Annotated in this window: 22 protein-coding genes; 19 read left to right on the top strand and 3 right to left on the bottom strand. The window is 34.5% G+C overall.

Annotation, left to right across the window (positions count from 1 at the left end):
- Nucleotides 1-91: 91 nt before the first annotated feature.
- Nucleotides 92-520 carry a GNAT family N-acetyltransferase gene (locus B0A67_RS18615; RefSeq protein WP_072963041.1) on the top strand — a complete coding sequence of 143 codons (429 nt, stop codon included), beginning with the start codon at nt 92-94 and terminating at the stop codon, nt 518-520.
- 145 nt (nt 521-665) lie between these two features.
- On the opposite strand, the gene B0A67_RS18610 is transcribed toward B0A67_RS18615, so the two are convergent.
- Nucleotides 666-1508: an AraC family transcriptional regulator gene (locus B0A67_RS18610; RefSeq protein WP_072963043.1), complete on the bottom strand. Its 843-nt coding sequence runs from the start codon at nt 1506-1508 to the stop codon at nt 666-668.
- Nucleotides 1509-1608: 100 nt separating this feature from the next.
- On the opposite strand from B0A67_RS18610, the gene B0A67_RS18605 reads away from it, so the two are divergent.
- The 6 genes from B0A67_RS18605 (at nt 1609) to B0A67_RS18575 (ending at nt 10370) form a co-directional block, all read left to right on the top strand.
- Nucleotides 1609-2541, top strand: coding sequence for a ketopantoate reductase family protein (locus tag B0A67_RS18605; RefSeq protein WP_072963046.1), 933 nt, complete (start codon nt 1609-1611; stop codon nt 2539-2541).
- A 263-nt stretch (nt 2542-2804) separates the two neighbouring features.
- Entirely contained in the window at nt 2805-3026 is a 222-nt protein-coding gene (locus B0A67_RS18600) for a hypothetical protein (RefSeq protein ID WP_072963049.1), read from the top strand.
- A 558-nt stretch (nt 3027-3584) separates the two neighbouring features.
- Nucleotides 3585-4178 carry a TetR/AcrR family transcriptional regulator gene (locus B0A67_RS18590; RefSeq protein WP_072963052.1) on the top strand — a complete coding sequence of 198 codons (594 nt, stop codon included), beginning with the start codon at nt 3585-3587 and terminating at the stop codon, nt 4176-4178.
- Nucleotides 4179-4421: 243 nt separating this feature from the next.
- A complete protein-coding gene (locus B0A67_RS18585; RefSeq protein ID WP_072963054.1) occupies nt 4422-5645 on the top strand; it encodes an efflux RND transporter periplasmic adaptor subunit in 1224 nt (407 codons plus the stop codon).
- Nucleotides 5646-5656: 11 nt separating this feature from the next.
- Nucleotides 5657-8824, top strand: a complete 3168-nt coding sequence (locus B0A67_RS18580) for an efflux RND transporter permease subunit (RefSeq protein ID WP_072963057.1) — start codon at nt 5657-5659, stop codon at nt 8822-8824.
- A 127-nt stretch (nt 8825-8951) separates the two neighbouring features.
- A complete protein-coding gene (locus tag B0A67_RS18575) occupies nt 8952-10370 on the top strand; it encodes a TolC family protein (protein ID WP_072963060.1) in 1419 nt (472 codons plus the stop codon).
- Nucleotides 10371-10433: 63 nt separating this feature from the next.
- Here B0A67_RS18575 and B0A67_RS25035 read toward each other — a convergent pair whose 3' ends face one another.
- On the bottom strand, nt 10434-10667 hold the full coding sequence (locus B0A67_RS25035; protein ID WP_207557359.1) for a hypothetical protein: 234 nt from the start codon (nt 10665-10667) through the stop codon (nt 10434-10436).
- A 147-nt stretch (nt 10668-10814) separates the two neighbouring features.
- Here B0A67_RS25035 and B0A67_RS18565 point away from each other — a divergent pair, with 147 nt between their 5' ends.
- From B0A67_RS18565 to B0A67_RS18535, 6 genes are all read left to right on the top strand, one after another.
- Nucleotides 10815-11420, top strand: a complete 606-nt coding sequence (locus B0A67_RS18565) for a Crp/Fnr family transcriptional regulator (RefSeq protein ID WP_072963066.1) — start codon at nt 10815-10817, stop codon at nt 11418-11420.
- Nucleotides 11421-11493: 73 nt separating this feature from the next.
- Nucleotides 11494-12231 (top strand): GNAT family N-acetyltransferase, encoded by a 738-nt coding sequence (locus B0A67_RS18560; RefSeq protein ID WP_072963069.1) that lies wholly within the window; start codon nt 11494-11496, stop codon nt 12229-12231.
- A 422-nt stretch (nt 12232-12653) separates the two neighbouring features.
- The gene (locus B0A67_RS18555) at nt 12654-13034 is read left to right on the top strand and encodes a DoxX family protein (RefSeq protein ID WP_072963073.1); all 381 of its coding nucleotides are present in this window, start codon (nt 12654-12656) and stop codon (nt 13032-13034) included.
- 305 nt (nt 13035-13339) lie between these two features.
- Entirely contained in the window at nt 13340-13711 is a 372-nt protein-coding gene (locus B0A67_RS18545; protein ID WP_072963079.1) for a VOC family protein, read from the top strand.
- Nucleotides 13712-13741: 30 nt separating this feature from the next.
- Nucleotides 13742-14251 carry a DinB family protein gene (locus tag B0A67_RS18540; RefSeq protein WP_072963082.1) on the top strand — a complete coding sequence of 170 codons (510 nt, stop codon included), beginning with the start codon at nt 13742-13744 and terminating at the stop codon, nt 14249-14251.
- 22 nt (nt 14252-14273) lie between these two features.
- Entirely contained in the window at nt 14274-14738 is a 465-nt protein-coding gene (locus B0A67_RS18535) for a DUF1440 domain-containing protein (RefSeq protein ID WP_072963086.1), read from the top strand.
- A gap of 112 nt (nt 14739-14850) precedes the next feature.
- Here the strand turns inward: B0A67_RS18535 and B0A67_RS18530 are convergent, their stop codons facing one another.
- The gene (locus tag B0A67_RS18530; protein ID WP_072963089.1) at nt 14851-15012 is read right to left on the bottom strand and encodes a DUF1328 family protein; all 162 of its coding nucleotides are present in this window, start codon (nt 15010-15012) and stop codon (nt 14851-14853) included.
- A gap of 264 nt (nt 15013-15276) precedes the next feature.
- On the opposite strand from B0A67_RS18530, the gene B0A67_RS18525 reads away from it, so the two are divergent.
- The 6 genes from B0A67_RS18525 to B0A67_RS18500 all read left to right on the top strand — a co-directional run bounded on the left by B0A67_RS18525 (nt 15277) and on the right by B0A67_RS18500 (nt 22396).
- Nucleotides 15277-16332, top strand: a complete 1056-nt coding sequence (locus B0A67_RS18525) for a glycoside hydrolase family 130 protein (RefSeq protein WP_072963092.1) — start codon at nt 15277-15279, stop codon at nt 16330-16332.
- On the top strand, nt 16316-18592 hold the full coding sequence (locus B0A67_RS18520; RefSeq protein WP_072963095.1) for a glycosyltransferase: 2277 nt from the start codon (nt 16316-16318) through the stop codon (nt 18590-18592). The genes B0A67_RS18525 and B0A67_RS18520 overlap by 17 nt, the downstream gene beginning before the upstream one ends.
- 206 nt (nt 18593-18798) lie before the next feature.
- Nucleotides 18799-19359 carry a TetR/AcrR family transcriptional regulator gene (locus B0A67_RS18515; protein WP_084074606.1) on the top strand — a complete coding sequence of 187 codons (561 nt, stop codon included), beginning with the start codon at nt 18799-18801 and terminating at the stop codon, nt 19357-19359.
- Entirely contained in the window at nt 19356-20600 is a 1245-nt protein-coding gene (fabF, locus tag B0A67_RS18510) for a beta-ketoacyl-ACP synthase II (protein ID WP_072963101.1), read from the top strand. Before B0A67_RS18515 ends, fabF begins: the two co-directional genes overlap by 4 nt.
- Nucleotides 20601-20853: 253 nt before the next feature.
- Entirely contained in the window at nt 20854-21612 is a 759-nt protein-coding gene (locus tag B0A67_RS18505; protein WP_072963104.1) for an MlaE family ABC transporter permease, read from the top strand.
- Nucleotide 21613: 1 nt separating this feature from the next.
- The gene (locus B0A67_RS18500; protein WP_072963107.1) at nt 21614-22396 is read left to right on the top strand and encodes an ABC transporter ATP-binding protein; all 783 of its coding nucleotides are present in this window, start codon (nt 21614-21616) and stop codon (nt 22394-22396) included.
- Nucleotides 22397-22410: the final 14 nt, after the last annotated feature.

The raw sequence follows: 22410 nt of genomic DNA, 5'->3' as shown, positions 1-22410 counted from the left end.
TCTATTTTATTTTGAATATATGTAGTTAACTACGTATATTTGCACGCAAATTATTTTTACTGTATATCAGGTATATCAAAGCACAAACAAAATGAACAATAATATCATTAAAGTCGAAAAAGTCGACGATCAAAAACAAATAGAAACCGCCTTCTCCATTAGAAAAAAAGTTTTTGTAGAAGAACAAAATGTATCGCCGGAGCGCGAATCAATGGATGATGAAGAGGCGGTACATTATCTGGCAACTGTAAATAGCTTTCCGGCCGGAGCAGCGAGATACAGAAAAATGGAAAAAGGAGCAAAAATTGAAAGAATTGCTGTTTTAAATATTTTTAGAGGGCAACGAATTGGCGAAGCAATTCTATTGAAAATATTAGACGATTTAAAAAACGAAGATAAAATTTATCTTTACGCTCAGGTAATTGCTACTCCATTTTACATTAAAAACGGATTCAGACAAACCGACAACTATTTCCTGGATGCCGGAATCGAACACGTCGAAATGGATTTTATAAAATGATTTTTTTAGCATAAGCTCCCAGCGGAGCGATATATTTACCCTAATTTATATATCACCCCGATGGGGTTCTGCAAAACAAAAAATATATAATTTCTATAAATATATCGTCTCGCTGGGACTTTGTAACATTAAAAAATAATCGAACTTAGATTCCCGCAAGACTCAATGATTTTCTAAATTCAGATGGAGAAATTCCGGTACTTCGCATGATGAATTTATTAAAATGGCTACTGTCAGTAAAACCTAAATCATTACTAATTTCAGAAAAAGTTAAATTGCTTTTGCTCAATTTTTCCCTTACCACTTTCATTTTTGTCTGTTCAATATAATCTCTTAAAGTAATATTGAGATGGGTTTTAAAATACTCCCCAATATAATGAATCGACACATTAAAATGATTTGCCATTTCTTTTTTCTTCAGCAAATGCGGATTGGCAATATTTGACCTAATGTAACTCAAAATGGTATCAATTTTTAAGACCACAGTAGTTTGAAAATCTAAATTACTTTCGTTTATAATGGCATTTCGGCGAACTATTTGAATCAGCGACATCATCAAACTTTTTATAATAATTTCGTTTTGCCCTTTTGGTCTGGCAACTTCATTCAGGATTTTCAGAATAACCATTTCACAAAAGGATTTATCCTCTTCAAATAAAATCAAATTTCCTTTGGTTTGATTGTGGTAATAAAACAACTTTTCGATTTCTTCGATTTCTTTTTTATTCGAAAAGAAGTTGGGTAAAAAACGTAAACAATGAAACTTTGTAGGCGTTACTGTTTTAAAAGAATGATAATCCTTTGGCGTAAGCAAATAAATATCGTGCTGTTTGTAATTATGAGGAATCGAATTTAAAATATGATTCCCCGTTCCGTATTCTATATACAATAGTTCAAAAAAATTGTGTCGGTGTACTTCTTTCTTCCAGGTGAGTTCTTCAACGGAATAAATTTCAAAATCTTTGTATATAAAAAAGGTGTCTTTCATAATCCTTAAATTTTACAAATATAACCGATATTTTTACATCAATTAATGATTTCGATTCTCTTTACTTTGTATTAGGAATTAAAACACAAAATACTACAATATGAACCCAGATAAAGTAAAAATAGGAATTCTTGGAATTGGTGGAATCGGCGGATTTCTTGGAGCTCCCCTGGCTAAAAGATACAAAGACAGCACCACCAAAATTATATTCATTTGCAGAGGCGAAACTAAAAAAGCGATTCAAAACAACGGTTTAATATTCGAATCCAAAGGCATAAAAGAAACCATATATCCTCATTTAGTATCGGATTATCCAACAGAAATTGGAGTTTTGGATGTATTGATACTAACTTCTAAATCCTATTCAATAAAAGATGTCTTATCTACTTATAAAGATTGCATCAACTCTGAAACGATTATCATCACGTTGCAGAATGTGGTAAATGCCAAAGAGATCATCAGAGAAACTTTACCAGAAGCTGATCAGATTATGGAAGGCTGTATTTATGTGGCTTCAAACGTAAAGCAGCCAGGGCACATTCAGCATGTTGGCGGACCGGGAAAAATTTTCGTTGGCGGTAAAGAGAATCATTCCTTAATTGATTTATTAGCAGACAGTGGTTTAGATATTACATATGTACCAAACATCAACGAAATTTTATGGAAGAAGTATTTGTTCGTTGCGCCCGTTGCAGGAATTACTTCTGCCTATAAAGTTACTTTTGGTCAACTTTTGGAAGAAGAAAATCTAATGCATATTCTCGAAAATATGATGATCGAGATTCAGTCGCTTGCGAAAAAAAACAATATCAGTCTTACCAAAGAAGATATTGAGACTTCCAAAGATTTATTGACTAAATTTCCGTTTGAATCCAGATCATCCTTGCAATTGGATTTCGAAAACCATAATCAAACTGAGAAACAATTTCTGGTTGATTATGTTATTGAAAATGCTAAAAAATACGGAATTGAAACTCCGTTTTATAATGGTGTGAATGAAAAAATAAAAACTTCATATAATTTTTCATTTTAAACTGGATTAAAATCCAACCCTACAATATCAATCATTCCTGCGGAATTTTAAAATCTATGTGGATAATCTCTAAAATGATTTAAAAAAGAGCTGTCTGTTCGACCTATATTGTAGGGCCGGATTTTAATGCGGTTAAAAAATATTATTTTATCATTAAATCCCGAAAATACATTTGATAAAACTAGAGAGAGATAAATTATTCTAATTAACATGAAAAAGAGTTTTATCTTAACTTTGTTGATCAACTTTAGTAAATTAAAATCATGCAAGCAATTAACATCACAGCATATATCGAAGATCCTTCTCAAATAGAAGCTGTAAAAACTTTTATGAAAGCGCTAAAGATAAAATTCGAAATAGCAAATGTAAGATCGTATGAATTATCTACTGAACAACAAGAAATTTTAGATAGTCAGATTAATTTAAACAAAAGTGTATATACAGGTGCTGAATCACTTTATAGTAATTTAAAAAAAGAAGTATGAATTATAGGTAATCGTTTCTCCAATTGCACTAAAAAATATTGAAGAAGCAGTTGAATATTACATTTTAAAAGCAACTAAAAAAGTAGCTTTAGAATTCCTTAATGATTATAAGAGTACATATAAGGCTTTAATCGTAAATCCATTCTATCAATTTCATGATAATAATTATCCCTTTTTCATTGTTGACGAATTATCAAAAACTGTTTTTCTAAATGCAATTTTTCACAATTTTCAACATCCTGAAAAATATCCCACAAAATAAAAAAATACCATTTCTCAACTAGCCCTGATCGAAACGCATCCTTTTATGGTGGTCCCGATAGCTATCGGGACATAAAAGATATAGTGCAGAGCAGGACAAATGGTCTTTAAAACACAAAAATTATCTGCTCCTTAAAAAAATTATTTACGGAAAATCCCTTATAGCAAAAGGCTTTCAAAGGCTTTTGACATTTGTCTATACAACAATAAGAAAATATTATGACAAAATTATTTCATTATTAGAAAAACCGCCATACATTTGCCTAACGGTGTTAAACAATTTAATACTTAAATAAAATGGCTAGTAAAGATCGTATTTTAAGACAAAAAGAAGAGACAAGAAGTAACATTCTTGAGGCTGCTTATGCTATCGTCAAAGAAGACGGATGGCAAGGTCTGAGCATGCGAAAAATTGCTGACAAGATTGAATATACTGCTCCTATCATTTATGAATATTTCTCGAATAAAGAAGCGATCCTTAATGAACTCACAGGAAAAGGTTTTATCAAGTTAGCAAAAGAACTTCAGGAAGCCCGCGATAAATTTGAAAAACCCGAAGAACAATTAGAAGCCATGTGGATGGCGTATTGGGATTTCGCTTTTACAGATACCGAAATGTATCAGGTAATGTTTGGTGTGCAAATGAACTGCTGTTCTGACCGATGTTCTGCTGCTGAAGCACCTTATAAATTGTTTACTGCAGTAATTGGTGAAATAATGAAAAACAGCAATCCAACTGATGAAGTTATCAAACAAAAGTATTTTACTTTCTTCTCTGTAATACACGGTTTGATCGCGATTAATATCATCAACAAAAGTGAAATAATGGAAACTATCAACAATCAGATCCTAAAAGATGCGATTGGAGGCATTATAAAATCAATTCAATAAAAAAAATTTCATTTTAACTTAACAGTGATAAATGATTTAATAGAGTAATTTAGCAACTATTTTTTTACTACTTTACTTAACAGTGTTAGAAAATTTAATTAACGTAATATAGCATTTTTTTCTATTTTACTTAACAGTGATAAATAATTTAATACCAATTACTGCATAGAATTGGAAAGCATCATTGTATGGTTTTTTACACAATTATACTTAACAACGTTAGATAATTTAATATAATTAAATATGAATGCCGAGAATATCCGAATACCACAAAATTTAAACAATAAGAATGTCCAACAAATTAAAACCAATACGAAAATGAAAAATGTAATTATAACCAGTTTTATTCTGGCGCTAGTGCTAAGCAGTTGTGCAGATAAGTCGCAGGCTCCGGCAGCTCCGGCTCCCCCATTGTTACCCGTTTTAGCTGTAACAAGCGAGAATACAACTACAGATGCTGAATATCCTGCTTCGATACAAGGAACAGTTGATGTTGAAATACGCCCACAAGTTAGCGGAAACCTTGAAAGAGTTTATGTAGACGAAGGTGCATATGTAACAAAAGGCCAAACTTTATTCAAAATAAACGAACGTCCTTTCCGTGAGCAATTAAACAATGCATTGGCAAGTCTTCATGCGTATGAAGCTGCTTTAATCAACGCTCAGTTAGAAGTGGATAAATTAACGCCTTTGGTACAAAACAAAGTAGTTTCTGATTATCAATTGAAAACAGCTAAGGCTTCTCAAAAAATTGCTGCTGCCAACATCGAACAGGCAAAAGCAATGGTAGGATCTGCCAAAATTAATTTAGGGTATACTACTGTTACAGCTCCAGTGAGCGGTTACATTGGTAGATTGCCTAAAAAACAAGGAAGTTTAGTTTCAGCAACCGATGTTGAACCTTTAACCAACTTATCAGATGTTCATGAAGTTTATGCTTATTTCTCTTTAGGTGAAACTGATTTTATCAACTTTAAAGCGCAATATGCAGGAAACAGCCTTGGTGATAAATTAAAAAAATTACCTCCTGTAACTTTGGTTTTAGCAGATAACAACGCTTATCCTCAAACCGGAAAAATCGATATGGTAGACGGTCAGTTTGATAAAACTACCGGAGCGATTACTCTAAGAGCAACTTTCCCAAATGCCGGTGGAACTTTACGTTCAGGAAATACAGGAAAAATTCGTTTAGGTCTTCAACATGACGATGCTGTTCTGGTTCCACAATCAGCTACTGTAGAAATGCAGGATAAAGTTTTTGTTTTCACGGTTAACAAAGAAAACAAGGTTGCAAAAATGCCTATTACGGTTTCTGGTAAAAGCGGAACAAACTACTTAATTAAAGACGGTGTAAAATCCGGTGACTTAATTGTATTGAGCGGTATCGATAAACTTCAGGAAGGACAAGTAATTCAGCCTGAGAAATCAACTCCTTCAAAAGTTGCCCAAATAATTAATAAAAAATAATTTTTACGAAAATGTTCAAAATATTTATACAAAGACCTGTACTGGCAACCGTTATTTCCATTTTATTGGTGATATTAGGTATACTTGGTCTTACGAAGTTGCCCTTACAACAGTTTCCAGATATTGCGCCGCCATCGGTTTTGGTAACGGCGGTTTATCCGGGAGCGAATGCAGAAACGGTTTTACGTTCTGTTGCCCCCTCTCTGGAAGAGTCTATAAACGGTGTTGAAAACATGACTTACATGAGTTCTACTGCCAGTAATGACGGATCTCTTGCTATTACGGTTTTCTTTAAATTAGGAACAAATGCAGATCAGGCTGCAGTAAACGTGCAAAACAGGGTTGCTCAGGCAACAAGTCAATTGCCGGCAGAGGTGGTACAACAAGGTGTAACTACTGCAAAACAACAAAACAGTTTTATCATGGCCATTGGTATGTTTACCGAAGATGAGTCAAAATACGATCAAACGTTTGTTGCCAATTATGCTCAGATTAACATTATTCCGGAGATCAAACGTATTCCAGGAGTTGGTTCTGCCAGTATTTTTGGAGGTGTAAAAGATTACTCGATGCGTGTTTGGCTGAATCCAACACAAATGTCGACTTACAAAGTGACGCCAAACGAAATCATGGGCGCAATCCAGGATAAAAGTTTGGAAGCTGCTCCGGGTAAATTTGGAGAAAGAAGTAAAGAAGTTTTCGAATATGTAATTAAATACAAAGGAAAACTAACCAAACCCGAAGAATATGAAAATATTGCAATTCGTTCTAATGCTGATGGTTCAATACTTCGTCTTAAAGATGTAGCCAGAGTTGAACTTGGTGCTTATTCTTATAACAGTTTAACGCGTTTGAATGGTAAAAAAGGAGTTGTAATTGGTATTATCCAGTTAGCAGGTTCTAACTCTAATGATATTCAGGTGGCCATCAACAAATTGATGGAAAAAGCCTCAAAAGATTTCCCTAAAGGAATCAAACATAACATTTTCTACAGTACAAAAGTTGCCTTAGATCAGTCTATTGAGCAAGTTCAGCATACTTTACTTGAAGCGTTTATATTGGTATTCATAGTAGTTTTTATATTCCTTCAGGATTTTAGATCAACATTAATCCCGGCTATTGCTGTACCTGTAGCAATTTTAGGAACGTTCTTCTTCATGCAGTTATTCGGATTCTCGATCAACCTTCTGACGCTTTTCGCTTTAATTCTGGCGATTGGTATTGTGGTAGATGATGCGATTGTGGTCGTCGAGGCCGTGCATGCGAAAATGGAGCACAAACATCTGTCTCCAAAAGTCGCTACTCATGAAGCAATGCACGAAATAACGGGTGCTATTATCTCGATTACGCTGGTAATGGCTGCTGTATTCCTGCCGGTTGGTTTTATGGAAGGCTCAACAGGAGTTTTCTATCGTCAGTTTGCCTTTACAATGGCCATTGCAATTGTAATTTCAGCGGTAAACGCTTTAACTTTAAGTCCTGCACTTGCAGCTTTGTTCTTAAAAGATAATCATGCAGCGCATGAAGGAGATGCTCCTTATGTTAAAAAAGGATTTAAAGAAAAGTTCTTTAACGGATTCAACAAAAGTTTTGATTCCCTTACCAACCGTTATGTTGGAGGTTTAAAATTCTTAATCCGTAGAAAATGGCTGAGTTTAGGAGGTTTGGCTTTAATTACTGTCGCTACTGTAGTAATGGTAAAAACTACTCCTGCAGGATTTATTCCAACTGAAGATCAAGGATTTATTGCCATTGCAGTAAATACGCCATCAGGAACATCTCTTGACGGAACTCAAAAAGTAATGACTGAAGCTGAAAACATTCTTAGCAAATTAGATGCATCAAGAGACGTTACCGCTATTTCAGGTTTCAACTTATTGACCAACTCAACAAGCCCGTCTTCAGCCGTTGTTTTCGTATTGCTTAAACCAAACGAAGATCGTGGAGATATCAAGAATATTGATGAGATTATGAATCAGGTTCGTGGTAAATTAGGTTCTATTTCAGGCGGTAGTTTCTTTGTGTTTAGTTTCCCAACTGTTCCCGGATTTAGTAACGTAGAAGCTTTAGACTTAGTACTTCAGGATAAAACCGGAGGAAAACTGGATAAGTTTAGTGGAATTTCTCAAAACTTCATCGGAGAATTGATGAAACGTCCTGAGATTGCCGTAGCCTTTACTTCTTTCAAAGCTGATTATCCTCAATTGCAATTGGATATTAACGATGAAAAAGCAGATCAGTTAGGCGTAAAAGTAAAAGACATTCTGCAAACCATGCAAACGTATTTTGGTAGCGCACAAGCTTCTGACTTTAACCGATTTGGTAAATATTACAGAGTAGTGGTTCAGGCTGATATCGATGACAGAGCAGATCCGTCCTCTATTGATAGAGTGTTCGTGAAAAACAAAACTGGCGATATGGTGCCCATAAATACCTTAGTAAAATTAACTCGTATTTATGGTTCAGAAACAGCTTCGAGATACAACTTGTTTAATTCGATTTCGATCAATGCCATTCCAAAACCAGGATTTAGTTCCGGAGACGCCATTAAAGCAATTCAGGAAGTTGCAGCACAACAATTGCCTGCAGGTTACGGTTTTGAATTTTCAGGACAAACCCGTGAAGAGATTTCGTCCGGAGGTCAGTCAGCAACGATTTTCTTACTGTGCTTGATATTCATCTATTTCTTACTTGCTGCACAGTATGAAAGTTACATCTTGCCATTGGCTGTAATCTTATCTATCCCTGCAGGTATATTTGGAGTATTCGTAGCTATTGGATTAACAGGAATCGAAAACAACATTTATGTACAAGTTGCACTGGTAATGCTTATTGGACTTCTCGCCAAGAATGCGATTCTGATTATCGAATTCGCCGTCCAGAAACGAAAATCAGGCCAGGCATTAGTCAGAGCGGCAATCGATGCAGCCAAACTGCGTTTGCGACCAATTATCATGACCTCACTGGCCTTTATTGTGGGATTAATCCCGATGATGAGCGCCACAGGACCATCAGCACAAGGTAACCACTCGATTAGTATTGGAGCTGCAGGAGGTATGATTTCAGGAGTAATACTTGGATTATTTATTATCCCTGTTTTATTTATCATCTTCCAGCATTTACAAGAAAAGGTTTCTGGAAAACCAGTAGCCGTAATTCATAACGAAGAAAAACAATAATGGAAAACTATATAACGACATTCCTCATCGCCATCATCATTGGCGTGGGATACCTATCCTATAAAATCTCAAGAGATCTTGATAACAGAAAAGATACTTGTACAGAAATTTAATGACAACATATAAAATGAAAAATTATATAACCAAAATCGTGATGATCGCCATTTTGATCACGACTATAATATCCTGTAAAGTTTCGAAGGATATTGAAACTCCAAAAGATGCATTTCCTGACAATTTCAGGAATGCATCGGTTTCAAAAGATACAGCGAGTATTGCCGATGTGGAGTGGAAAAACTTCTTTACAGAAAAAGATATTATTCAATTGATCGATAGTGCAGTAGCCAGAAACAATGATTTGCAGATTGCTGTTAAAAATATCGAGATTGCACAATACAGATTCACACAATCAAAATGGGGAAATGTTCCACAGGTTAATTTATCTGTAAGTGCCAGTACCAGTAATCCGTCAGACAATAGTTTTACGGGGAAAAATTTAGGTCAGGCTTTAGGTCAAAATCATATCGATGATTATTCTGCCGGAGCTTCACTTTCATGGGAAGCTGATATTTGGGGTAAAATCCGCAATCAGAAAAAAGGCGCTTTTGCCGGATACCTTCAGTCAGAAGAAGTAAAAAAAGCATTGCAGACTACAATAGTTGCTAATGTTTCTAAAGGATATTACAATCTTTTGATGTTAGATGCGCAATTAGAAATTGCCAAACAGAACTATAAATTAAACGATAGTACAACTAATATCATTAAATTAAAATACGATGCTGGTCAGGTTACGACATTAGCGATTCAGCAATCTGAAGCACAGAAATTAGTTTCAGCGCAATTGATTCCACAATTAGAACAAAACATTGCTATTCAGGAAAATGCTTTGAGTGTACTCACAGGATCATTCCCGAATTCAAAAACCAGAACAATTCGTTTAAGTACCCTTGAAGTAAAAAACAATAAAGCGGTCGGAATTCCGTCTTCATTAGTAAGCCGCAGACCGGATGTAAAAAGTGCCGAACTAGCGCTAAAAATAGCCAATGCAAATGTTGGAATCACAAAAGCCGACTTATATCCATCACTTAAAATTACTGCTCAGGGCGGCGTAAATTCATTCGAAACCAGTAACTGGTTCAATATTCCGGCTTCATTGTTCGGAACCGTTGCAGGAGGTCTGACTCAGCCATTACTGAACAATAAAAAGGTAAGAACGCAATACAATATTGCCGTTGCCGAAAGAGAAAAAGCAGTGCTAAGTTTCAGACAATCGGTTCTTGTAGCGGTTAGCGAAGTATCTGATGCTTTGGTAAAAGTAGAGAAATTGCAACAGCAGGAATCTTTTCTAAAAGAAAGAGTAAAAACCTTGCAACAAGCTATTAAAAATGCCAATTTGTTATTCAAAAACGGTATGGCTGAATATCTTGAAGTACTGTCAGCGCAATCCAATTTACTACAAAGTGAGTTAGAACTGGCAGACATAAAAAGACAACAACTAACAGCCAATACTGAATTGTATCGCGCATTAGGCGGCGGCTGGAGATAATACCCGTTAATTATTTATTTTTTGAGATGAAAACGCTGTGAGACTTAGGTTTTACAGCGTTTTTTATGTTGTTGTAATGGTACGCAGATAACGCAGATTCACTAAAGCGAAAACGCATATTAAAACGGATTCTTTCTTTTCTTTTTTTTCCTCGCGATTTATGTCATCCTGAGCGAAGTCGAAGGAACGTACAGAAACTCCAAAATCAATTGTCATTGCGTACAACGAAGCAATCACACTATAAAGAAACACAAAGTTTTTAAAAATAATTCGTGAATTTGTGGCGATTAAAGTCATAGATAATTTTACAGCCACGAATTCACGAATTATCTTTACAGCAAGATTATCAAAACTTATATCAATAAAAATTAGCGTAAATTTGTGCAATTCGTGGCAAAAAAAGCTTTGTGTCTGCGCCTTAATGGCAAAAAAAAACTTCAACAAATGACATTCAATCAAGATAAATATCTCGAAGATATAAAAATAAAATTTAACAGCTACGCTCCTATTTCTGAGCAATCCTGGAAATTAATAGAAAGTCTAATCGAATTTCAATCTGTAAAAAAAGGAGAATTACTTTTAAGAAATAATCAAATTGCAAAAGAAATTCACTTTGTTTGCAAAGGCGCGCTACGCGCTTTTATAACCGATACAGAAGGAAATATTTACAATAAGAATATTTTTCTCGAAGGAGATCTTGCAGGATCCACAGCTTCATTAATACAGCAAACACCTTCTTATTTTGAAATAGAAGCACTTGAAGATTCCATTTTAATCAAAATCAATTATAAAAAATACAGAGAACTCATCTTCGAGAATGAGGATTTGAAAAACTTCTATATTGCGTATCTGGAAAGAAATTGGGTGATTGAAAAAGAACAGAGAGAAATCTCGATAGTAATGGAAAATGCCACCGAAAGATATTTGGATCTTCTCTCTAAATATCCGGATATCTCAGAGAGAATTGCACTGCTTCATATTGCATCACATTTAGGAATTACGCCAACACAATTAAGCCGCATCAGAAAAACGCTGGAAAAAGATTTGTAAATCAACATATGTAAAGACTTTTCATAAAAGCTAAAGGTATCTTTGTTTTATATTGTGTATAATTATTATTGAGATGAAAAACAGCACGCTAATTAAAGACAACATAAACAATCTGACTGATTTATGGAAAACTGTTGGTACTCCTTTCCTATCCTATCATAAAAACGATTCTTTTGAATATTGCAAAATCGAAAATTCAGGATGGCCAAATAAACTGTGGTTCCATAACGACATTTCTAAAAACAATGTACTCGATATCCGCAAAACGATGCACGAGAATTCTGGCTTGGTTATTCCCTATTGGGATATTTTCGGAACCAACTCCAACGAAATACTTGATGCCTATGGTTTTGAAATAAAAAGCGAGCAGCTTGCAATGGCCCTGAAATTAGATCAAAAATTTGAGCTTCAGAATAATCTAAGCTTTAAGAAAATTGATAATGAACAGGACTCAAAAATCTGGTCCGACTTATATCCTAATGCTTTTGGTTACGTGATCAGCAAAGAAATTCTAATTCACAACCATAATAATGTACATTTTTATTTGGCTTCTTTGGACAATCAGCCCATTGGAACTTTTATGCTTTTTCAAACTCAAAATAACATCGGAATTCATGGCGTTGGTGTAATTCCGGAAATGCGCAGAAAAGGCTTAGCCGAAGAAATCATGAAATTTGCCCTTAATCTTTCTATCGATCTACAAGCTGATTATGCTTTATTACAAGCTTCCGTTATGGGAAAAGACATTTACACCCGCTTAGGTTTTAAGGATTTATTTGTGATTAAGAATTATATTTTGAAAGCGTTGTAATGGCACACGGATGAGACGGATTCGCTTCACGAAAGCGCGGGTCTGCACGGGTTTCCCTATATTTTTTATTCTTCTTTTTTCCTCTCATTTTATGTCTTCCTGAGTGAAGTCGAAGGACATAAGTAGCTCGACAAAGATTAGCGATTTTGATTATAGAGTTTCTTTGCGATCCTTTGACTTCGCTCAGGATGACAAACTGTACAGCAAACTTTGTTTATAAAAAAAATCTACATTCTATTCTCTTTATTCTATTCTCTATATTCTACATTCTCAAAAAAAATCTAAAATCTACCCTCTAAAATCTAAAATCCCTCAACTTGTCCTAAATGACCTTAAAATAGTCGCAAATGTGTATTTGTTGAAAACAATAAGAATCGTAAGTTTGTAATACATTAACTGATAACCACTTAAAATAAAACCACATGAAAAAAGCAAAAATTATTTTTTGGATAACGACCATTATTATTTTTCTCTTTGAAGGCGTTATGCCCGCTTTAACGTCCCAAACTGAACTTGCAAAAGAAGGAATCAGACATTTAGGTTACCCAGAGTATTTTGGAAATGCTTTGGTCGTTTTCAAAATTCTTGGAGTTCTGGCATTAATACTTCCGCAAGTTCCTAAGAATGTAAAAGAATGGGCTTACGCCGGATTTGGATTCGATTTTATATTTGCCTCTATAAGTCATTTTGCAGTTGACGGTGTTGGTTTTCAGTCCTTTTTTCCTCTGATCTTTTTAGTAATCCTGGCGATTTCCTATCATTATTACCATAAAATCGAACGATATAAAAATATCGCTCTGTAATTCGGGAAACGATGATCGAAGTTTTCAAAACAAATGTTCAGGAAATAGAGCAATCCCAAATGATTGTTCAAAAACTTTTGGAGCATTTCCCCAACAGCGCCATCAATTTTGATTTGGAAGATTGTGATAAAATTTTGCGGATTCACAGTTTATCTATTTCAAACAGAAAAATTATTGCACTTCTTAATGCTCTCGGTTTTTATTGCGAAGCACTTTAAAAGCAAAAACATCATAATCAACTGATTTTTAAATTCTTAAATTTAAAATTGTAAATTTATCGTACTAACTATTAAAAGAATAGCAATATGAATTTACCAGCAGGACATCAGACTTTAATGCCTTATTTAATTTTAGAAAATGCATCACAGTTTATCCATTTCGCAAAAAAAGTATTTAATGCAAAAGATTCTAATGAACAAATTCTGCGCAAAGACGGGACTATAATGCATGCCGAAATTATCTTAAACGGAAGCACTATTATGGTTACTGACGAAACGAAAGACTGGACGAGACAAACCGCCAACTTGTTTGTTTATGTTCCTGATGCTGATGCAACTTATAAAAAAGCACTTGAAAATGGCGCGACAAAACTAATGGGAGTAAGTGATAAGGATTACGGCAGAACTTGCGGCGTTACCGATTCATTTGGAAATGTCTGGTGGATCACTTCTGTTTAGGAACAATTTTAAAATTTAAAATTCAATAAAATGAAAACGGAACTTCAAAAAAATATTGTTGAAACGTTTAAAGATTTAAACGCAATACTTTCTTCTTTTTCTGATGAAGAATTGAATATAATCCCTTTTAAAGGAAGCTGGACACCCGGACAGGTTGTACAGCATATTATTCTGGGAAATTCCGGTTATCCTGAATTGTTTGCCGGAAAAACACAAAAAACAATCCGTAAATATGATGAACATGTAAAAGAACTTGAAGCTATCTTCCTCAATTTCAAAAGTAAAATGGATGCGCCTGATTTCCTACAACCCGAAATAAAAAAATACAATAAAAACCAGTTAACTTTGTCACTGCTTAAAATAGAATCAGATTTACTGAATGCCTCTGAAAATTATGATCTGACTATGACCTGTCTGGATTTTAACATACCGAGTTTTGAAAATTTTACTATTTACGAATGGATTAATTTTGCCCTTGTTCATTCACAAAGACATACGCATCAGTTGAATGCTATTTTTAAGATGTTAACTAAAGTATAATATAAAATTCAACCAAAACCTTATGAAATCAAAATCAGGAACTATTTTTTTATCCGCTTTAATCGCAGGAACACTTGACATTCTTGCCGCCATTTTTGTTTATACGATAATACTTGAAAAAACAACTGCGATAAAAATTCTGCAATCTATAGCCAGTGGTGTTTTCAAAAAAGAGGCTTATAGCGAAGGATCACAAATGGCGTGGTACGGACTTGGTCTTCACTACCTGATTGCTTTTATTTTTGCCTGGTTTTATTTTATTATCTATCCCTATTTACCATTTCTTAAAAAGAGTACCATAATTTCAGGATTTCTTTATGGGATTTTTGTCTGGATTATAATGAACCTCATTGTACTGCCAATTGCATTTCCTGTTTTACCGGAAAAACATCTGGATTTCCCGTTGCTATTATCCGTTACAATATTGATGCTCTTCATTGGACTTCCGATTGCGTCTGTCACAAAAAAGTATTATTCTTTGCGTTAATAATTTGACAAAAGAAGAAATAAGATTAACATACTAAATACAAACAAAATAAAAAAGCGACATCAATTATAGTTGATGTCGCTTTTTTATTTAACTAATTAATGAATAATTGCTAAACTTTTGTTCTTCCGGTAATTAATGAAATTACGAATAATACCAAAAATATAAAGAATAAAACTTTTGCAATGCTAGCTGCTCCGGCGGCAATTCCGCCAAAACCAAAAATTCCTGCTATTATAGCCAGAATTATAAATGTGACTGTCCAACGTAACATAATTTTAGATTTTAAATTTATAATATGACTTTTAGAAGTCCGATATGTTTGTTTATCAAAGTTCTATATATCTTACAAAACCATTTAACTCAAAACGTTAATTTATTACCTCAATCAACTATAAATCAGTTTTTTGACGTACTTTTATAATTCCCCTTTTTCGTTACAGAATTCCCACAAAAATGCTTTTGAGTTAATTTTTTGCTTGATTGGATTAATCGAAGCTTCATCTATAAAGTAATTTTAGATAAAATTTTCAGAGATATGGAATTGGCAACAAAACACGGTGTAATTTTAGAAAAAACGGAAAGAGCTTTCGAAGAATTAGGTGTTTTGAATCCGGCAATCTATCAAGATGGAAATAACGTTCATATGTTTTACAGAGCTGCTAAAAAAGGTAATTTTTCAACCGTAGGGTATTGTCGGTTTGAAGGTCCGTTAACTTTAGTAGAAAGAAGTCCAGAGCCTATATTTTCTCCTGAATACATTTACGAAATTCATGGTGTAGAAGATCCCCGGATTACAAAAATCGAGGATCGCTTCTATATGACTTACGTAACGTATGATGGTATCAATGCATGCGGTGCTTTGGCAACTTCTAAAGATTTAAAAAAATTTAGAAAGAGAGGAATTATAACGCCTAAATTCATTTTGAATGAATTTACGAATTTGATTAGGAAACATTTACAAAATCCGGGTATTGCCAAAATACTGGCTTTTAATCTGGAAAGAAATTATCCCCTGACAGAGACTATAAAAGAGAATTTATATGTCTGGGATAAAAATGTAGTATTGTTTCCAAAAAAAATTAATGGAAAGTTTGTGGCTTTGCACCGCTTATTTCCGTCAATTCAAATCTTTACTTTCGAAAAAAAGAAAGATTTAACGGTTGATTTTTGGAAAGATTATCTCAAAAATCTTCCGGATTATATTGTAATGGAGCCTAAATATGATCATGAAACAAGTCATATTGGTCCGGGCGCTCCTCCGATTGAAACTCCTGACGGATGGTTATTAATTTACCATTCAGCAGAAAAGCGTGAAAAAGGATTGGTTTATCATGCTTCGGCAGTTTTGCTGGATCTTGAAAATCCTAAAAAAGTTTTAGCAAGATTACCAAAACCAATTATTACGCCCTCAGAATATTACGAACGACACGGGTATGTCAATTATGTTGTTTTCCCAACAGGAACAGCCATTTTTGAAGACCGCTTATATATTTATTACGGTGCTGCCGATGACAAGATTGCGGTAGCTTCATTGAACCTAAACGACTTATTAACAGAACTAAAAAAGAATCCCCATGAAAACGATATCTAATAAATCAAAAATAGTTTTTCTATCTACATTTCCTCCAACTCAATGCGGAATAGCAACTTATACCCAGGACACCATCAAAGGAATTACAGATGTTTTTGGTAAATCCATCACATGTCAGATTTGCGAATTGGTGGATAAACCAAAAGCAAATCCAACTCAGGCGTATACTTTGAACACGAAAAACAAAGAAGAATATACCAGAGTTGCCCATGAAATCAATAAAGATAAGTCGGTAAAATTGGTTCATATTCAGCACGAATTTGGTTTATTTGGAGGTAATTATGGAGACTATTTATTAGATTTTCTCAATGAAGTCAAAAAACCACTGACCTATACTTTTCACAGTGTGATTCAAAACCCGAATAACGAATTGAAAACTTTCGTAAAATTGCTGCTTTCCTATAGCAATTCGGTATTTGTAATGACGAATAAATCAAAAGAAATTTTGATCAATGATTATGATATCAAAGAGGAGATTATTACTTATGTACCACACGGAACTCATATTGTGATTTATGAAGCTCCACAACAGGCAAAAGAAAAGTTTAATATTCAGGACAGAAAAGTCTTAGCTACTTTTGGTCTTTTAGGAGAAGGAAAAAATATCGAAACCGGTTTACAGGCATTGCCTAAAATCATCGAAAACACACCAAATGCGCTTTACCTGATTATTGGCAAAACGCATCCTAATCTCATCATTGATGGCGTTGATGCTTATCGCGATAAACTGGAAGGTATTGTTAATGAGCTCAATCTAAAAGATCATGTTCGTTTTATAAATGAATATCTGGATACAGATGAGCTTTTAGATTATCTAAAAGCCACTGATATTTATATGTTCACCTCAAAAGATCCCAACCAGGCTGTAAGCGGCACTTTTTCGTATGCGATGAGTTGTGCTTGTCCAATTGTCGCCTCAAAAATTCCTCACACCAGAGAAGTTTTAACTCCTGATTCTGGAATATTGGTTGATATTGGTGAAGCAGATCAATTTGCTGAAGCCGCTATTAAACTACTTTCTGATGATCATTTAAGAGAAGAAATGGGAATTAATGCCTTTAGAAAAACCCGCGCTTCGTCCTGGGAAAATGCAGCAATTACACATATGAACACTTATAAAGAACTTTTCGAAAGTCAATCAGAAGTAAAATATACCTATCCATCTATTCAATTGGCCCATATCAAAAAAATGACCACTGATTTAGGGATCATCCAATTCAGTAAAATATCGATTCCGGATCTTGATTCAGGATATACTTTAGATGATAATGCGCGCGCTTTAATTGCGATTTGCATGCATTACAAACTAACACAGGACAAAGAAGATTTAGCCTATATCTTGGTTTATTTAGATTTTATTATACGCTGTCAGCAGCCAAAAGGAGACTTCATCAATTATGTCGATCAGGAAAACCGTGAGCACGTTGAACAAAATGCCGAAGTAAATCTGGAAGACTCTAATGCAAGAGCCATTTGGGCATTGGGAACTGTTGTTGCCAATAGTGAAATCCTGCCGGAAGCGATTGTAAAAAAAGCATCACAATGTTTACTAAACTCACTAAAATGGGCCGAAAGTATTCAGTCGCCACGTTCTATAGGTTTTGCTACAAAAGGTTTGTATTTGTACCATACTGCCGTTCCTAACTTATATGTCGCGGCAATTATCAATAAACTGAATGCAAAATTGCTTTCTAATTATGAAATTCACGCTTCGAGCGACTGGAAATGGTTTGAAAACTATATGACTTACGGAAATGGTATTTTGCCGGAATCCATGTTGTTTGCCTTTCTAACGACTAACAAACCTATTTATAAAAAAGTAGCATTGGATTCGCTTGACTTTTTAATGTCGAAAATGTTTAAAGACAAAAACTTCAAAGTAATTTCTAATAACGGATGGCTGCACAGAGATTCAGAAGAACAAGTACACGAATACGGAGAACAGCCTATAGATGTTGCCTACACGATTCATACTTTGAATTCTTTCTACAGCGCTTTTGGTTCTCCGGAATACAAACAAAAAATGAAAATGGCCTTCAATTGGTTTTTAGGAAAAAATCATCTCGGACAAATCATGTACAATCCAATTAGCGGCGGTGGTTACGACGGACTTGAAAAAGAAAATGTAAACTTAAACCAGGGTGCCGAATCTACAGTTTGTTTTCTAACCGCAAGATTGTTAATGGAAAACCTTAAATTATCCGAAATTAAAGTAATTCCGTTGCAAAAACCTAAAACAGGAATTGCTATTAATTTATAATTGATTGAAATAAATATTCTAACTAAATATACTATTTAACCGTAAAATCCCTTTAATAAGGGATTTTTTTGTTTTTATAATCTTTTCAAAAACAGCCTCTTATTTACTTTACTACCGCAAGTAATTTCTAAACGAATCAAAAAAATAAATAACTATTTATTTGCCTATCTACTAATAGGTAGTATATTTGCTGAAAATTTATTGTCATGACAACACGAGAAACAATTATAGGCAAAGCAGATGAGTTTATTAGAAACAAAGGGTATAACGCATTTAGTTTCAAAGACATTTCTAATGATATAGGCATCAAAACAGCTTCTATTCATTATCATTTTCCAACAAAATCAGATTTGGGAGTAGCCACAATAAAAGAGCATGTTGTGAGATATGAAAATTTAAAGCTAAAAGTTGCCAACGAAAGTCCGTTGGTAAAACTTGAAGCTTTCCTGGCGATTCATTCTCAAATAAAATTGGAGAATAAAGTGTGTATTGTTGGTTCCTTATCCACAGACTTAAATACGCTCGACGAAACTATAAAAACAGAATTGCAGATATTTGCCAAACTCGTAATTGAGTGGATAACCGAAATCTTAACCGAAGGAAAAGAACTCAAAATATTTGATTTTGAAATTACTCCACGAACAAAAGCATTAATGATCATCACCAATATGGTCGCTATCGTGCAACTATCAAGACTAACGGGCCAAGATGATTTTGAAGCTGTAAAAGAAACTATATTAACAGAATTAAGACCTAAGAAACAATGAAAAGAGTTGTAATAACAGGATTAGGAGCTGTAACTCCTATTGGAAATAGTGTACCAGAATATTGGCATTCGCTAATTAATGGTGTTAGCGGTGCAGCAGAAATAACCAAATTTGATACCACACAATTCAAAACCAAATTTGCGTGTGAAGTAAAGAATTTTGATCCGCAACATATTTTTGAGAAAAATGAAATTCGCAAATATGATCTTTTTACCCAATACGCATTATACGTAACAGATGAAGCTATTAAAAATGCTAATATCGATTTTGATACTTTAAACAAAGATAGAATTGGCGTTATATGGGGTTCCGGTGATGGAGGTGTTGCTACTTTTGAAGAACAAATAAGCGAATATAAATTAGGAAACGGAATACCCCGATTTAGTCCATTTTTTATCCCTAAAAGAATTATTAATATTGCCTCGGGAGCAATTTCTATTAAGTACGGACTTCGCGGAATTAATTATACAACGGCTTCTGCCTGTTCTGCAAGTAATACAGCAATTATAGATGCCTTTAACTACATTCGCTGGGGCAAAGCAGATATGATCATTAGTGGTGGTTCTGAAGCTTCCATTACAGAGTCTTCTATTGGTGGCTTTAACGCCTCAAAAGCATTGTCTACCTTAAATGATGATTGTACTAAAGCGTCACGTCCTTTTGATGCTACACGAGACGGATTTGTTTTGGGCGAAGGTGCAGGTGCGATCATATTAGAAAGCTATGAACATGCCATAAAAAGAAATGCTGTGATTCTTGCCGAAATTGTTGGAGGCGGATTAGCCGGAGATGCCTACCACTTAACGGGAACACATCCTGATGGCGAAGGAGCAATTTTAGGAATGGAGCTTGCTCTTGAAGAAGCTGAGATTACACCCGATAAAATCGATTATATTAATGCACACGCCACTTCTACTCCAACCGGAGATTTAAGCGAACTTAAAGCGATGGAAAAAGTCTTTGGCAAAAATCCTAATGCGAATATAAGCGCAACAAAATCAATGACCGGACATTTACTTGGAGGTGCCGGAGCTATCGAAGCCATTGCTTGTATCAAAGCCGTTCAGGAAAACATAGTTCCACCTACTATAAATACGAAAACAATAGAAACTGAGTTTAAAGACAAATTTAATTTAACACTGGAAAAAGCACAGCCACGAATTGTAAATTATGCTATGAGCAATACTTTTGGTTTTGGCGGACATATTGCCAGCTCAATTTTTAAAAAATTTAAAAATTGATTTAGGAACCTTATCGCAACTTACATCAAAATCCCTTTTATAAGGGATTTTTTTGTTTTTAACAATTCGGTCCTAACGTCATAATAATCTACTTATTGCATTTCATTATGTTAATTATATAAACTTGTAAAAAAGTTGTGTAAGATTTTTTCCGTACTTCTAAAGTAATTTTAATCTACAATAATCAAAGGGTACACTACCTGACTAAATCGTTGGTTTTCATTCACTTGATTTAACTTAAAAACATAGTATTTTGATACTTACTTTAAAAAATACATTCACAGAAATAGGAAATGCAACCGTGTTTGCAAAGCAGTTTTTTAAGGAGGTTTTTGTTCCGCCTTATGAAACAAAAGAGTTCCTGAAACAATGTTATGTAATTGGCTATAAATCATTACCACTTGTTGCCATAACCGGTTTTATTATGGGTTTGGTACTTACGCTTCAATCGCGTCCTACTTTGGTAAAATTTGGAGCTGAATCCTGGTTACCGGGCATGGTGGCACTTTCGCTGATTAGAGAAATTGCTCCTGTAATTACTGCCCTTATTTGTGCCGGTAAAATTTCGTCCGGAATTGGCGCTGAATTGGGTTCCATGAAAGTGACCGAACAAATTGATGCCATGGAAGTTTCAGCAATTAATCCTTATAATTATTTAGTAGTAACACGAATTCTGGCCTGTACTTTAATGGTTCCTATATTGGTATTTTTTGCTGATGCCATCGGAATTATTGGCGGATATGTGGGCATTAACATTCACGGTGATGTCAATTTCTATCGTTACCTGACTCAAATTCTGCAATCATTAGAATTTCTCGATATAATTCCTGCCACAATCAAAACCTTTTTCTTCGGATTTTTTATCGGAATGATTGGATGTTACAAAGGGTTTAATGCTTCAAACGGAACTGAAAGTGTGGGAAAAGCAGCCAATTCTGCAGTAGTTACGGCTTCGCTTACCATTTTTATTATTGATATGGTCGCTGTTCAAATAACCGATTTATTTTTTTAAGATGATTAAAGAGAAAGAAAATATAAAAAAAACGGCTTCAAAAGCAAAAAAGCAAGAGCCAATCATTGTGATAAAAGACTTGCACAAAACTTTTGGTGCTGATAATGAAGTTTTAAAAGGTGTAAATCTTACGGTAAACAAAGGCGAGGATTTAGTGATTTTAGGACGTTCCGGATCAGGAAAATCCGTAACCATAAAATGCATTGTTGGTTTGATTGAACCTGACAAAGGCGAAATAAAAGTTTTTGATCAAAACGTACTGAACCTGACAAAACCTGAACTGAATGAGATCAGGGTACGTATTGGATTTTTGTTCCAAAGCGGTGCTTTATACGATTCAATGTCGGTGAGAGAAAATCTGGCATTTACCTTAAAAAAACACAAAAGAGATCTTACTGCTGAAGAAGTAGAAAGTGAAGTTATGGAAGCCTTGGATAATGTTGGACTGAGTGATGCAATAGACAAAATGCCTTCTGAATTATCAGGCGGGATGCAAAAACGAATTGGTCTTGCCAGAACTTTAATATTAAAACCGGAAATCATCCTATACGATGAACCTACCACAGGATTAGATACCATAACCTCTCGGGAAATAAGCGAATTAATTCTCGATATCAAACATAAACGCAAAACGACTTCGATCATTATTACCCATGATATGGCATGTGCAAAGCTTACTGCTGACCGCATTATGGTTCTAAAAGAGGGAGTAATACATGCAGAAGGAACGTACGAAGAACTAGAAAAAGACGAAGACGAATGGGTTCGCTCTTTTTTTCAATAATACTAAAAATAAAT

This window comes from Flavobacterium aquidurense (assembly GCF_002217195.1).
GTDB lineage: Bacteria > Bacteroidota > Bacteroidia > Flavobacteriales > Flavobacteriaceae > Flavobacterium > Flavobacterium frigidimaris.
The sequence above is the reverse complement of the archived record's forward strand: the minus strand, read 5'-3'. Positions and strand labels throughout refer to the sequence as shown.

What these genes read in the sequence shown, in the direction of transcription:
- B0A67_RS18615 (WP_072963041.1), top strand. Translation starts at nt 92, where the DNA reads ATGAACAATAATATCATTAAAGTCGAAAAAGTCGACGATCAAAAACAA.
- B0A67_RS18610 (WP_072963043.1), bottom strand. Translation starts at nt 1,508, where the DNA reads ATGAAAGACACCTTTTTTATATACAAAGATTTTGAAATTTATTCCGTT.
- B0A67_RS18605 (WP_072963046.1), top strand. Translation starts at nt 1,609, where the DNA reads ATGAACCCAGATAAAGTAAAAATAGGAATTCTTGGAATTGGTGGAATC.
- B0A67_RS18600 (WP_072963049.1), top strand. Translation starts at nt 2,805, where the DNA reads ATGCAAGCAATTAACATCACAGCATATATCGAAGATCCTTCTCAAATA.
- B0A67_RS18590 (WP_072963052.1), top strand. Translation starts at nt 3,585, where the DNA reads ATGGCTAGTAAAGATCGTATTTTAAGACAAAAAGAAGAGACAAGAAGT.
- B0A67_RS18585 (WP_072963054.1), top strand. Translation starts at nt 4,422, where the DNA reads ATGAATGCCGAGAATATCCGAATACCACAAAATTTAAACAATAAGAAT.
- B0A67_RS18580 (WP_072963057.1), top strand. Translation starts at nt 5,657, where the DNA reads ATGTTCAAAATATTTATACAAAGACCTGTACTGGCAACCGTTATTTCC.
- B0A67_RS18575 (WP_072963060.1), top strand. Translation starts at nt 8,952, where the DNA reads ATGAAAAATTATATAACCAAAATCGTGATGATCGCCATTTTGATCACG.
- B0A67_RS25035 (WP_207557359.1), bottom strand. Translation starts at nt 10,667, where the DNA reads ATGACTTTAATCGCCACAAATTCACGAATTATTTTTAAAAACTTTGTG.
- B0A67_RS18565 (WP_072963066.1), top strand. Translation starts at nt 10,815, where the DNA reads ATGACATTCAATCAAGATAAATATCTCGAAGATATAAAAATAAAATTT.
- B0A67_RS18560 (WP_072963069.1), top strand. Translation starts at nt 11,494, where the DNA reads ATGAAAAACAGCACGCTAATTAAAGACAACATAAACAATCTGACTGAT.
- B0A67_RS18555 (WP_072963073.1), top strand. Translation starts at nt 12,654, where the DNA reads ATGAAAAAAGCAAAAATTATTTTTTGGATAACGACCATTATTATTTTT.
- B0A67_RS18545 (WP_072963079.1), top strand. Translation starts at nt 13,340, where the DNA reads ATGAATTTACCAGCAGGACATCAGACTTTAATGCCTTATTTAATTTTA.
- B0A67_RS18540 (WP_072963082.1), top strand. Translation starts at nt 13,742, where the DNA reads ATGAAAACGGAACTTCAAAAAAATATTGTTGAAACGTTTAAAGATTTA.
- B0A67_RS18535 (WP_072963086.1), top strand. Translation starts at nt 14,274, where the DNA reads ATGAAATCAAAATCAGGAACTATTTTTTTATCCGCTTTAATCGCAGGA.
- B0A67_RS18530 (WP_072963089.1), bottom strand. Translation starts at nt 15,012, where the DNA reads ATGTTACGTTGGACAGTCACATTTATAATTCTGGCTATAATAGCAGGA.
- B0A67_RS18525 (WP_072963092.1), top strand. Translation starts at nt 15,277, where the DNA reads ATGGAATTGGCAACAAAACACGGTGTAATTTTAGAAAAAACGGAAAGA.
- B0A67_RS18520 (WP_072963095.1), top strand. Translation starts at nt 16,316, where the DNA reads ATGAAAACGATATCTAATAAATCAAAAATAGTTTTTCTATCTACATTT.
- B0A67_RS18515 (WP_084074606.1), top strand. Translation starts at nt 18,799, where the DNA reads ATGACAACACGAGAAACAATTATAGGCAAAGCAGATGAGTTTATTAGA.
- fabF (WP_072963101.1), top strand. Translation starts at nt 19,356, where the DNA reads ATGAAAAGAGTTGTAATAACAGGATTAGGAGCTGTAACTCCTATTGGA.
- B0A67_RS18500 (WP_072963107.1), top strand. Translation starts at nt 21,614, where the DNA reads ATGATTAAAGAGAAAGAAAATATAAAAAAAACGGCTTCAAAAGCAAAA.